This window comes from Oceanobacillus piezotolerans (assembly GCF_003665065.1).
GTDB classification, from domain to species: Bacteria; Bacillota; Bacilli; order Bacillales; family Amphibacillaceae; genus Oceanobacillus; species Oceanobacillus piezotolerans.
Map to the genome: position 1 here is coordinate 283,376 of NZ_RCHR01000002.1, position 12,018 is coordinate 295,393.

Here is a 12,018-nt window from a genome sequence, read left to right on the forward strand (position 1 = left end):
TCGATTTCTCTTTAATTTCCATCCTTCTCGACACTAAGCTGCCATTCAACACCAAATTTATCTGTTACTGAACCATAGCAAGGACTCCAAAATGTTTCTTGAAGTTCCATCCCAACCTTTCCATTCACTCCTAATTTTTCAAAAGCATTGCGTATGTATTCTTCATCATGATGTACAACGGTTACATTAATATTATTTCCTATTGTATAATCCATCCCTGGGAAAACATCTGAAAACATAATAGGATTGCCATCAATCTGAATGCGTGCATGCAGAACCAAATTCTCTGTTTCCTTTGTCAGCGGCATTTCATCACTAGGCGGGACATCTTTAAAATACATAATTTCCGGCTTTTCCGTTTGAAACACATCCGCATAATAAAGCACTGCTTCTTCACAATCTCCATTAAAAGTAAGATAAACATGAACAGGCATTCTCTCATCTCCTAATTTTCAATTTCTTTCCCTTCGTACTTAAGTTCATTATAATCAAAGAAGAAGCCTTCGTATACATAGAAGAAAAGAATTTAAAAGCTGAAGGAGTTTGCCTTATGAATATTCAAGGACTCATCAAGTTACTGAGAGAAGGTAACAGTAGTGAAGTTTTGCATGAAATTACTAAGCTTGAAAACACGGATGAAAGAATACATTGTATACATGAAATCCTAGAATCATGGAGTAAGGGAAAAAATAATATACCAGAGGATATTGCTATTCTCTTGGAACAGCTCCTTTCTTTGAAAGTTTATCAAGAGAAATATGAGGACATTCTCTTGAAGGATTTCTTAACGATTATAAAGGAATTACTCTTCCCCACCGAGGACCTCTCTGTTATTTTCTTAGAAGAAGCAGAATGGCGGGAGGTAAAAACATTATATTGCGATGCTATGAAAGGAGATTCTAATGCTCAAACCCAGCTTGCCCATTTTTATAAAGATATTGACCGTCATGAATGGGCATTTCGTTGGTTTAAGGCTGCAGCCGATTTAGGAAACATGGACGCATCTTACTGGTTGGGGAATTATTACTATGATGGGAAGGTCGTTGAAAAAGATGATGCCAAAACATATGCTTACTACCAAAAAGCAGCAAAAGCTGGTCATCCAGATGCAATGAATAATTATGCGGATATGTATTTGCGTGGAGAATATGTCGAGAAGGACGAGAAACGAGCATTTGAACTATTTTCCAAAGCTGCAGAACTTGGCGTGCCAGAAGCAATGTATACACTTGGATATATGTGTGATAATGGGGTTGGCACAGAAAAGAATCTAGATAAATCAAATGAATGGTATAGGGAATCTGCTATACACGGCGATAATTTTGCTGCTAACAAGCTTGGTCACAGAGCCTTTGAGAAAGGCGACGATAAGGAAGCACTCGCCTGGTATCGATTAGCTGCAGATCGTGGTGACCGGTACGGTGAATTCAATCTAGGTTTATGCTATGAGACAGGTATCGGAACGGAAATTAATGAAAGAATAGCGAAGCAATGGTACCAAAAAGCAGCCATAAAAGGCGATGAACAGGCAAAAAATCGGTTGAAACGATTTAAATAAAACAATTAAGAAAGAGGAATACACGAAAGCCCTGATGATGGCTTGGTGTGTTCCTCGATGCTTTCATGCAGTTCTCCTTCCGATTATCTCGTTTTTCCAATTATGAGCTACGCTTAGCGACATTCATTCATTATTTTTCCCTTATGCAATTCATGTGAAATCATTAACTTGGGGTGCTATACTGAAGACGTATAATCCGATTAAAGGGGAAGTTCCAAAATGGCTTTTATTATATATTTATTAATCTATATCTCATTTACAGACCTATTTGCTCAATTGCCGATTACGAGTACGTACGCACAAGGGCTTGGTGCCACAACAGGTTTTATTGGCTTTATTGTCGGGGCCTATTCCCTGACTAACTTATTTAGTAATGTATTCGCTGGTCAAGTAATTGATCGCACAGGACCTAAGAAAGTAATGCTACTAGGATTTTTATTAAATGCTGTTGTTCTCTTCCTATACGCGATAGTTACTTCTCCAACACAGCTCCTTTTCGTGCGTTTTCTAAATGGATTGACTGCCGGAGTGATTACTCCAGCCGCATTTACTTACTTGACCCTTTACCATAAAGATAAGAATAAAGGAAAAACGATGGCCTTTTCTGGGGCCGCTGTAGGGCTTGCAGCAATCAGCGGGCCTGCATTTAGTGGTATTATTTCATCTAAAATTGGACCTGAAGTGGTTTATATGACGATTGGTTTCCTAATGTTAGCAGGATTAATCATTACGCTTACTTTGAAGCCGCTGCAAAGGTCACAGCAAGAATATGAAGCCAGGAATCGCTCTTCTATCTTGTCTTATTTAGGCTTATTTAATAACAAAGGCTTATTGCTAGCCTTCCTTGGCGCTCTTTCTCTTGCCGCCTCTCAAGGAATCCTTGCCTATATGCTGCCACTGAAAGTCGTTTCAATTGGAATGGACGACCGTATCAGTGGGATGTTAATTAGTGTATTTGGGATTGTTGCCATTTTATTTTTTGTATCGCCAACGAATCGTATTTTTGACAAGTACCGCAATGAAATGATTCTGCCAATTGGTCTACTTACAATCGCTGTATCCCAAACGCTTTCTAGCTTCGCATCCAGCCAAATGGTGTTCATCATTAGTATGACGATTTATGGGATTGGATTTGCGCTTATATTCCCATCGATGGCTGGTTTAATATCGGAGTATTCCTCAGATTATGAGCGCGGGAAAGCATTCGGTCTTTTCTATGGTTTTATATCTGTAGGCTCCTTTTTAGGCTCATCCCTAACAGGTATGTTTTCCTTAACGCCTGATCAAGGTTTTATTAGTGCAGCAGTATTCCTATTGATAGTTAGTGCTACTATTCTTTTGACAACAAAAAAATAAAAATCAGAAGTACGATTCTTATATAATTGGAATCGTCGCTTCTGATTAATCTGCTTCTTCTTAACCATAATAATGCTTCCAAGCCTGTTGAATACCACCTGCACATGCTTTTGTAGCATTATAGATATTTTCCCGATTTACCTCAAGCAACTCCTTTTGAGCATTCCCTACTATGACAGCAGGGTAGCCAAGTGTCAGCATATCTAAGTCATTACCAGAATCGCCTGCAACAAGGATATTTGCCTGATCATCCGCATATTCCTTTACGATATATTGAAGTGCTTTTCCTTTTCCTGCACCTTCTGGCAATACATCCACATCTCTCCCTGAACTGAAGACAAAGGTATGAGACAGATCAGACTCTTTTAGTTTCTGTCTTAACATGCTTGCCTCTTTATTATCGTTAACATAAAAGGAAACTCTGCGATCATCTGGTAAAGACTGAAGTGAAATTCCTGGTATTTGCATTGCTATCTCTTTTATAGCTTGCGGGTTCCAGTTTTCCATCATCTTCTTTTCCCACTTCGAATCGGGTAATAATTCACTGCCACTATAAATACTCGTCCCTACATCTGTCACTAAAATAGAAGGAAGTGGTAAGCTCTCGCTATCAATGAGTGATAATGCAGAATCGTAGTGCCTTCCTGTAATATAAACTAATTCTACATTATATGGCTGTGACTCGAAGAATTGCAGTAATTCTTTAAGGGCAATGACATCACCAACCAAAGTCCCATCTAAATCAGTAGCTAGCATGTACGTGTTCATTTGTTCCTATCAGCCTTTCATATGTCATGTCCATTTGTTTCGCTATCTTCTCCCAATTAAAAGCCTTATGGGAATATTCAGCCGCTTGTTGTCCCAACTCTTTAGCCAAATATTTGTCTTTTGATAGTATACTCATTGCTTTTAATAAGTGATCTGGATTTTTGGGTTCTACATGTAAACCTGTAAAACCATCGGAAACTACATTTTGCAATCCACCAACTCCAGATGCGATAACAGGGGTCCCACAAGCTTGTGCCTCTGCTGCAACCATACCAAATGATTCATAATAGGATGGAACCACTACTGCGGTCGACTCGTTGAATATATCTGCGAGTTCCTCTTGAGTTTTGGATCCAACAAACATAACGTTATTCTCTATTCCACGTACAGCTTCTTTTAGTTCCTTCTTCTTAGGTGCAAAATTGACTAAATCTACCTCTTCATCATCGCCACCAGCAATAATTAATTTGATATCATGATTTAGGTTAGTATTGAGCTGCTTAAAAGCCTGAAGCAATGTAACAATACCTTTTGTTTCTTCTAATCGACCAGCAAATGAGAATACTGGTGCACTTCGCCATCTCTTTCTTGCATATGGATAGAAAATATTTTGATTGACACCAATAGAAGATACTACCACATTTGCTTTTGGCCCTGCAAAGCTCTCAATAAGATCTTTTTCATTTGTAGTAGTGGCAATTACGGTATCTGCTTTTCTTAAAATATTTTTTTCTGCATGTAATCGTGTTGTTTCTTTTTTTCCTGTTCCTCTATATTTAGCAATGGCTAGTGAATGGGAGGTATGAATAAGTGGAATTTTAAAATTGTTTTTTATCACAAGACCGAGCAGGCCTGATATCCAGTAATGGGAGTGTATTATATCGTACGTATCAATCGGGATAATTTCCTTCATTTCCTTATAAAAAGCTGGCAATATTTTAACCATTTCACTTTTATTCATATATCCTTTATGTCCACCAGCAATTCTAATGACACGGCAATTCTCGCCAAAGCCTTCTATTTGCGGCGTATTTGGATTACTCCAATGAGTCACAACATCTATAGTTAATCCTAATTGGTCTAATGCAAGAGCAAGTTGTTTTACGTAATTATTTTGTCCACCTGACTGCTTTCCTCCAAGTCTTGCAAGTGGATCACCATGGTCAGATATAAAAAGAACTTTCTTTTTCATATTATCGTTCTCTCCTGTCTGCAATTGTTTAATATTAATCTGCTAAACGATCTTTGTAGTTGATTTATACCCTCTCTATTTTTTAATTAAACAGTTTTCTCCTATTTGGTTGAAAGCAACTAATGCTATTTTCCTATTGCATTAGCTGAACTAAGGCGCAAGCGCCCGTTTAGCAACGTACAAACTGGAGCGCTCCGCAATGAGATAAAGGAAACACGACGACCGTAGGGAGTCGATGTTGACTTATCGTAGTGGAGGAGTGTGAAGTTTGCTAGTTGCTGGGCGCTGGAGCTGGACGTGGCTTTTCTAACGATAAGAATTACCCACAGGTCGTTCAATTTATAATTTCCTAGGCTATAAAAAAAGCTGCGTCTAAACTGGTCTTATCCAGCTTAGATGCAGCTTTTAGCTCATCTTATTTTCTTTTTCTAGTATGTTGGGTTCTTTCATAAATTTATAATATGAACTTATCAATCTCTTTCACCAAATCTACAAGCTTTGGTTTACTAACCTGAGCACTAGCCCCCACCTTCTCTCCTTTATGGAACAAATCATCCGTAATAAGAGAAGAGAAAATGATAACAGGAAGTTCTTTTAATCTTGCATGTTGCTTCACACGTAGTGTTAGATGATGGCCATCCATTTGTGGCATTTCTATATCTGTCAAGAGCAATTGAACTTTTTCAGTTGGATTCGTCGATTCATCCTCTGCTAATTCCACTAGGTACTCCCACGCTTCTCTTCCATTTTGGAAGCTCTTAACATTTTCGTAGCCAGCTTCACTTAACGTGTCGATTAATAGTGAACGTAATACCGCTGAATCCTCAGCCACCACAATTCTTTTTGCAGAACGCTCTCGAGGTCCAAGGGTTTGGATACTATCAGCACTCCCACCCAAATCAGGATTAATTTCAACGACAATTCTCTCAATATCTAATAAAATGGACATTTCTTGATCAAACTTAATAATACCTGTTGCGTATGGCTGTTTTCCTGCTGATAACTCGTTCGGCTTTTCTATTTGTTCCCAGGATATACGCTGAATTCGGTTAACACTATGGACACGAAAGGCAATCTTCATTCCATTTAGTTCTGCAACAATAAAACGATCATTTTGGGGATCCTTTGATTGTTCAGATTGTATAACATCGGAGAGCTTAACCACAGGAATAATCTCTCCACGAAGAGAAATCACTCCTTCTACATATTGGTGCGAATTGGGGATTTTCATGATTGGAAGCGGCGTAATGATTTCTCTCGTTTTTAACACGTTGATTGCAAAACTGCCCCTGCCCAGTCCAAATAGGATGACCTCGAGTTCATTTGTTCCACTTTCTAGTAAAATACCATTGCTTTGATTGTCCATTATTCTTCTCCTATTAATTTAATTGCTGGATGAGAGTTAGTAATTTTCCTGACATGTCATGGATATTTTCCGACGTGCTATTAATTTCTTCCGTCACACCAGCCTGTGATTGTATACGATCACTCATCTTATTCATACTTGTTACGATGTTTAATACGGATGTATTTATATCATCTAAAATTTTCTCAATTTGCTCTACAGCTTCTGAAGTGTTAGAGGATAGCTTCTGAACCTCCGCCGCTACGACACCAAAGCCTTTGCCATGCTCACCTGCCCGAGCTGCTTCTATGGAAGCATTTAAACCTAGTAAATTTGTTTGATTAGATATCTGTTTTATTAATTCCGTAATCGATTTCGTCATCTCAATGCTTTCTTTCGCTTGATTCGTAGATTGCATTGTTATTTCATGCTCATCTGCTATTTCCTGCGCCTCTTTTGAAACTTCATTAATATTAGCTGCAAGCCCACGCAGTGAATATGTAAAATCATTCATTTCATTTTCGATTGCCTTATCTTCTTCTTTCCGTTTCATCTCACGCTCGATATCACGAAGTACTCCAGATACAAGGGTTGGTACTCCCTGTTCATCATGCACTGTTCTAATCAGCATAGAAAACCAACGAATTTTATCCTGTTTGGTTTTCATCTGAAATTTCATATCAAACACTGGATTTGCAATGGAGTCATATAAGTGGGATTCGAATTTATTTCTTACTTCTTCTTCATGTTCTTCCACCACAAGGTCTAACCATGATATCTCACTGGACTCAAATTCGTCTCCTTCATATCCCAGAAGCCGTTTGAATTGTGGAGAAAACCAGTATGCTTGCTTATTACCGTCACGTTTCGTTACATCAATCCCCCATGCTCCTTCTAATGTTGTCACACTGAAACTGAGTGATTTCTCTATTAATTCTAAACGTGACAACAGATTTTGTATTCGTACGGTGTTTAGTTTATTTTTATGGATATTGACTAATGTCCCGACATTCCGATAAGGTGCACCAGTTTCATCCCGTAACGTAACTGCCTTTGCATGGAACCATTCCTTGGAACCGTCTTTCATAATTCCCATATATTCAATATCATATGGTTTACTGGTATCACTTGAGAAGTGTTCTTCGAATGCTGTTGTCACTCTTTCTGATTCCTCATCCGGAATAGAATGATACCAGCTCTCAAAGACATTGGGAAAGTCCTCATCATTTAAATAACCCAGCGCCTCTCTAAATTGATCATTATATATGTTCTTTTTGCCTGGAACACCATCCTTTATTTCTAAATCCCATGTTCCAATTGAATTTAAATCCGTAACAATTTTGTGCTTATCATAAAGATGGCCATATTTATCTTGTAATTCATTGATAATTTCGTTCATGCTGTTTACTACTTTTTGCATCATAGAATCCTCTGCTTCATAAGAAATGTGAAGAGAAGATGGACTTTCCTGTTGCGCCTCCAGTTTTAATCTCTTTAGCTCGTCTAATACTTTGCTCATATCCTGGTGTATTTTTTTGTTAAACAACGTAAGTCCTCCTCGTAAATTGCATTATTGCTACCAGCAATTCTTATCCTACTCAATATATCGGCATATTATGGAAATTCTTTACTTGATTTTACCATATTCCATGTATTTTATAGTTCTAATTGCTTAGGTTTAAAATTTTATCCTCTCAAAATTTCCTCTTATAATATTTTGTTTTCTAATGAATAAGGTTTTCATATAACAGATTCAGGGAAGAGATTGAATATAGAATTACAAGCTTAAGAGGAGGTAATTTCATGGCAGACAATAATAACAGCGATCGCAGTGAATACTTCGAGGAGCGTGCTGGCACAGAAGATGCAAGATTTCACGTTGTACCACACCAGGAAGAGGGTTGGGCAATTAAGCGTGAAGGCGAAGATGACCCTGAACTTACAACTGACTCTAAAGACAAAGCTGTAGAAAAAGCGAAAAAAATGGCAAAAGATGCATCCACAATGGTTATTATTCATAATGATGACGGCCAGATTGAAGATCAGCTAAACTATAAGGACTAGTATGAAAAGTGCTGTTAATCAATGGATTAGCAGCACTTTTCTTGCTTATGCTTGATCCGCATCATTCGTATCTTTCATCAAATTTCGGATTAGTAGTGTAACTTTTGACAAAGAAGTAACGGATTTATAAAATGTACATCATATGAGAATTACTTCTACTTGTAATTAAAATCTTTACTCAAAAAAAACATAAGTTAAGAAGTTTTTTAGGTAATTAAAATACATAATTAGTTTTCTCATTTAAAAAATGAACATCTTAGAAAAAGGAGAATGTAGAATGGCATACTTAGTACAGGTTGATTTTCCGCACGAGGGACCATTTGGAGATGAAATGGCAACGGCATTTACAGATTTAGCAAAGAATATCGCTCAAGAAAAGGGCTTTATTTGGAAACTTTGGACTGAGAATGAAGAAACCAAGGAATCAGGTGGCATTTATCTTTTTGACACAAAAGAAGATGCTGAAAATTATATGGAGAAAAACAGAAAAAATTTCGATGAATTCGGCATTAAGGGTGCAAGTATGAAACTTTTTAAAGTTAATGAACAACTTTCTCAAATTACTCAAGGACCTTTAAAATAACAATTTATCAAAATTTAAAAGAGTGTGTCTTAAAAGCATATCCCGTTTTTAAGACACATTTTTTTCGATAGAATGAGTAAATTTCTGATTTTTTTAGGACAGTTGATGATTTACAATTCCACGATACTGAATAATTAAGCACTCGGTCACAAATCATATCTGTATATGCCTTTTGCGACCTATTTTTTCTAGTACGAGATCAAGGGGAGACATGAATGAAGATTCAATTTGGTTATGTAGCAAATGCATTAGGTTTATGGGATGCAAGTCCATCTAAAACATTAACGTTTAAACGGTATTCGGAACTTCCGAAACAGGAGAGAGCGGAGAAACTAAAATCAGTAACCGCACAAAATTTACAACATACAAAAAGAATTTTACACTATAATATTGCACATGAAATTAAATTATACCGTTTTTCAAGCTCACTAGTTCCTTTAGCCACTCATCCAGAAGTGATGTGGGATTTTATCACTCCATTTAAGAAAGAATGGGAAGAACTTGGTCAACTAGTCAGGCAATATAAAATAAGACCAAGTTTTCATCCAAATCAATTTACATTATTTACAAGCCCTAATGATCAAGTAACTGCAAATGCAGTAAAAGATATGGAATACCATTATAAGATGCTGGAAGCGATGAATTTAGTTGAAAATGGGATTATTAATATTCATATCGGTGGTGCATATGGCGATAAGCATACAACGTTAAGCAGATTCCACCATAATCTAAGGACATTGCCTTTAGAAATAAAAGCGATAATGACCCTTGAAAATGATGACAAAACATATAATGTCGAAGAAACTCTAATTACTTGTGAAAAGGAAAGCATCCCTATGATATTCGACTATCACCATCATATGGCTAATAAAACAGAAGCTGATCTTTCTCTATTTTTGCCTAGGATATTTAACACATGGAAACATTCAAACAACAAACCAAAGGTACATATTTCTTCACCAAAGTCTGAACAAAGCTTCCGCTCCCACGCCGATTTTGTGGCAAAAGATTTTGTACTCCCTTTTTTTAGAATGGCGAAAGAACTAAATCAGGACTTTGACATAATAATTGAAGCCAAACAAAAAAACCTAGCGATGCAAAAACTTGTGGAAGATTTAGCATCTATTCGAGGAGTTAAACGAATATCAAGTTCAACGTTAGAATGGTAACTATTAAATTTATGTATGAGGTGAAACAATGACAATTGTACGGCTTGGTTATGTTGCGATGAGCATGGAATTGCAAAATGCCTCTCCCTCGAAAACCATGACCTTTACCCAATTTGAGAAAATCCCTGACAGGGAGGCTGCTGTTCGTAAATTAGAACGTATTGCACAGCAGAATTTACAAAACACATTAAGAATATTACGGCATAACGCAGCCTCGGACATTCATTTCTATCGATTATCCTCACGGCTTATTCCTTTAGCAAACCACGAGGAACTTGATGACTGGAATTACCTACAACCGTTGAAGAGCAAACTTCAGGAGATTGGAGATTTTGCCACTGAACATCAGATCAGAATAGATTTTCATCCTGATCATTTTGTTCTTATTAACTCAACGAAAAAACATATCTTAAAAAATGCTATCATAACCTTAAAGATGCATTATTTATTATTAAAAGCCATGAGAATTAATCCGGTTCATCGCTGTGTGATGCATGTAGGCGGCAACTACAAGGAAACAGAAAAATCACTTGAACGCTTTATTGAAAACTGGATGTATGTCCCACGATCGATTCAAACAATGATTATGCTTGAAAATGACGATACCTCCTTTACCTTAGAAGATACATTGTACTTATGCGAAAAACTGAATATCCCGCTTGTTTTCGATTATCATCATCACCTTGCCCATCACGAGCACCCTAATTGGGAAATTCATTGGGGTCGCGTGGTCCAAACTTGGAATCATTCTCCTCTGCCGATTAAGATGCATATATCAAGCCCAAAAAGTGAGAAAGAATTTCGGCATCATTCCGATTATGTGGATGTGGATATGTTCTTTGAGTTTCTACATACCATTAAGGATAGTGTTCCACAAATTGACTGTATGATTGAAGCGAAAAGAAAAGATGAGGCACTTTTTCAATTAATGGAACAGGTAAAAAGCAGAAAGGACGTTGAGATAATCGATGCATCTTCTTTTCATTTAAAGTAATCAAAAAAATATAAGACAGGGTAACAAATTGAAGAAGATACACTTGCCATCTCATACAATGATATAAGTCCAGCGGAATCGATATTATGCACAAAGGCGCAAGCGCCCGTTTAGCAACGTACAAACTGGAGCGCTCCGCAATGAGATAAAGGAAACATGCCCCTTTAGGGGGTACGCCGACGTTGGCGTAAGCCGGTTTTAGTTGGCGCAACCTATGTATGACTGAGTCGATGTTGACTTATCGTAGTGGAGGAGTGTGAAGTTTGGGACTGCGCAATGCTCGTCCCACCAAAAGATCTGCTAGTTGCTGGGCGCTGGAGCCGAACGTGGCTGTTCCTAATGATAAGAAATATTCACAGGTCGTTCATTTTATAATTTCCTAGATATTAAAAAAGGATTGTCACTAACTAAAGCGACAATCCTTTTTATATGGATAATTATAGTTCTAACGTTTCTGGGGGAGTTCCCTTCTTATTCATAAGACGAATTTGATTCGGTTTAATTTCGAGAACAATCAAATCAGGATCCTCAGGACCATCAAACCAAATCTTCATATTGTCATCCCAAATTTTTTTCTTTAATTCTTCATCCTCTTTAATGGTAACTTTCCCTTCATACTCTACATAGGAATCGCCAAAACCTTCTCCATCATATCCAAGCAGGATATGTGTATTAGGATTTTCACTAATTTCTTCTGTCTTATCTGTATCCCTGCTTGTCGGAGTATAAAGAGTTAGATCTTCATTAAAAAAAGTCATGTATCGAGAATGAGGCTTATTTCCTTTAACAGTAGCCATAATACCTGTACTACTTTCTGTTATAATTTGTTCAATATGCTTTCTTACCTCTTGTTGTTCCATAAAAAGCTCACTCCTTTAAACGTCATTAAGTGTGTGGATGACCTACATCTTATTATTCATTGATTTAGATCATCTATTCATGGGGATCGTTATTCACCATACACACCTCTTAATTTTGTATTCCCCATT

12 protein-coding genes are annotated in these 12,018 nt (G+C 37.3%); 6 read left to right on the forward strand and 6 right to left on the reverse strand.

Features of this window, described 5'->3' with window-relative positions; genetic code table 11:
* Positions 1-11: 11 nt before the first annotated feature.
* Entirely contained in the window at positions 12-434 is a 423-nt protein-coding gene (locus D8M04_RS05770) for a VOC family protein (RefSeq protein WP_121521961.1), read from the reverse strand.
* Between the two features lie 116 nt (positions 435-550).
* On the opposite strand from D8M04_RS05770, the gene D8M04_RS05775 reads away from it, so the two are divergent.
* Positions 551-1,558: a tetratricopeptide repeat protein gene (locus tag D8M04_RS05775; RefSeq protein ID WP_121521962.1), complete on the forward strand. Its 1,008-nt coding sequence runs from the start codon at positions 551-553 to the stop codon at positions 1,556-1,558.
* A 219-nt stretch (positions 1,559-1,777) separates the two neighbouring features.
* Positions 1,778-2,914: an MFS transporter gene (locus D8M04_RS05780; protein WP_121521963.1), complete on the forward strand. Its 1,137-nt coding sequence runs from the start codon at positions 1,778-1,780 to the stop codon at positions 2,912-2,914.
* Positions 2,915-2,974: 60 nt separating this feature from the next.
* Here D8M04_RS05780 and D8M04_RS05785 read toward each other — a convergent pair whose 3' ends face one another.
* The 4 genes from D8M04_RS05785 to D8M04_RS05800 form a co-directional block, all read right to left on the reverse strand.
* Complete coding sequence (locus D8M04_RS05785) at positions 2,975-3,682, reverse strand: HAD-IIB family hydrolase (protein WP_246001131.1); 708 nt, start codon at positions 3,680-3,682, stop codon at positions 2,975-2,977.
* Positions 3,657-4,874: a glycosyltransferase gene (locus D8M04_RS05790; protein WP_121521965.1), complete on the reverse strand. Its 1,218-nt coding sequence runs from the start codon at positions 4,872-4,874 to the stop codon at positions 3,657-3,659. The genes D8M04_RS05785 and D8M04_RS05790 overlap by 26 nt, the downstream gene beginning before the upstream one ends.
* Before the next feature lie 454 nt (positions 4,875-5,328).
* Positions 5,329-6,240: a chemotaxis protein gene (locus D8M04_RS05795; protein WP_121521966.1), complete on the reverse strand. Its 912-nt coding sequence runs from the start codon at positions 6,238-6,240 to the stop codon at positions 5,329-5,331.
* 13 nt (positions 6,241-6,253) lie between these two features.
* Positions 6,254-7,765 carry a PAS domain-containing protein gene (locus D8M04_RS05800; protein ID WP_121521967.1) on the reverse strand — a complete coding sequence of 504 codons (1,512 nt, stop codon included), beginning with the start codon at positions 7,763-7,765 and terminating at the stop codon, positions 6,254-6,256.
* A 257-nt stretch (positions 7,766-8,022) separates the two neighbouring features.
* Between D8M04_RS05800 and D8M04_RS05805 the strand changes: the two genes are divergently transcribed.
* The 4 genes from D8M04_RS05805 to uvsE (D8M04_RS05820) all read left to right on the forward strand — a co-directional run bounded on the left by D8M04_RS05805 (position 8,023) and on the right by uvsE (D8M04_RS05820) (position 11,029).
* Positions 8,023-8,283, forward strand: a complete 261-nt coding sequence (locus D8M04_RS05805; protein WP_121521968.1) for a DUF2188 domain-containing protein — start codon at positions 8,023-8,025, stop codon at positions 8,281-8,283.
* 277 nt (positions 8,284-8,560) lie between these two features.
* Positions 8,561-8,866, forward strand: a complete 306-nt coding sequence (locus D8M04_RS05810) for a monooxygenase (protein WP_121521969.1) — start codon at positions 8,561-8,563, stop codon at positions 8,864-8,866.
* A 215-nt stretch (positions 8,867-9,081) separates the two neighbouring features.
* Entirely contained in the window at positions 9,082-10,035 is a 954-nt protein-coding gene (uvsE, locus tag D8M04_RS05815; RefSeq protein ID WP_121521970.1) for a UV DNA damage repair endonuclease UvsE, read from the forward strand.
* A gap of 28 nt (positions 10,036-10,063) precedes the next feature.
* Positions 10,064-11,029: a UV DNA damage repair endonuclease UvsE gene (gene uvsE / locus D8M04_RS05820; protein WP_121521971.1), complete on the forward strand. Its 966-nt coding sequence runs from the start codon at positions 10,064-10,066 to the stop codon at positions 11,027-11,029.
* 437 nt (positions 11,030-11,466) lie between these two features.
* Here uvsE (D8M04_RS05820) and D8M04_RS05825 read toward each other — a convergent pair whose 3' ends face one another.
* Entirely contained in the window at positions 11,467-11,889 is a 423-nt protein-coding gene (locus tag D8M04_RS05825) for a pyridoxamine 5'-phosphate oxidase family protein (RefSeq protein ID WP_121521972.1), read from the reverse strand.
* Positions 11,890-12,018: the final 129 nt, after the last annotated feature.

What these genes read in the sequence shown, in the direction of transcription:
- D8M04_RS05770 (WP_121521961.1), bottom strand. Translation starts at nt 434, where the DNA reads ATGCCTGTTCATGTTTATCTTACTTTTAATGGAGATTGTGAAGAAGCA.
- D8M04_RS05775 (WP_121521962.1), top strand. Translation starts at nt 551, where the DNA reads ATGAATATTCAAGGACTCATCAAGTTACTGAGAGAAGGTAACAGTAGT.
- D8M04_RS05780 (WP_121521963.1), top strand. Translation starts at nt 1,778, where the DNA reads ATGGCTTTTATTATATATTTATTAATCTATATCTCATTTACAGACCTA.
- D8M04_RS05785 (WP_246001131.1), bottom strand. Translation starts at nt 3,682, where the DNA reads ATGAACACGTACATGCTAGCTACTGATTTAGATGGGACTTTGGTTGGT.
- D8M04_RS05790 (WP_121521965.1), bottom strand. Translation starts at nt 4,874, where the DNA reads ATGAAAAAGAAAGTTCTTTTTATATCTGACCATGGTGATCCACTTGCA.
- D8M04_RS05795 (WP_121521966.1), bottom strand. Translation starts at nt 6,240, where the DNA reads ATGGACAATCAAAGCAATGGTATTTTACTAGAAAGTGGAACAAATGAA.
- D8M04_RS05805 (WP_121521968.1), top strand. Translation starts at nt 8,023, where the DNA reads ATGGCAGACAATAATAACAGCGATCGCAGTGAATACTTCGAGGAGCGT.
- D8M04_RS05810 (WP_121521969.1), top strand. Translation starts at nt 8,561, where the DNA reads ATGGCATACTTAGTACAGGTTGATTTTCCGCACGAGGGACCATTTGGA.
- uvsE (WP_121521970.1), top strand. Translation starts at nt 9,082, where the DNA reads ATGAAGATTCAATTTGGTTATGTAGCAAATGCATTAGGTTTATGGGAT.
- uvsE (WP_121521971.1), top strand. Translation starts at nt 10,064, where the DNA reads ATGACAATTGTACGGCTTGGTTATGTTGCGATGAGCATGGAATTGCAA.
- D8M04_RS05825 (WP_121521972.1), bottom strand. Translation starts at nt 11,889, where the DNA reads ATGGAACAACAAGAGGTAAGAAAGCATATTGAACAAATTATAACAGAA.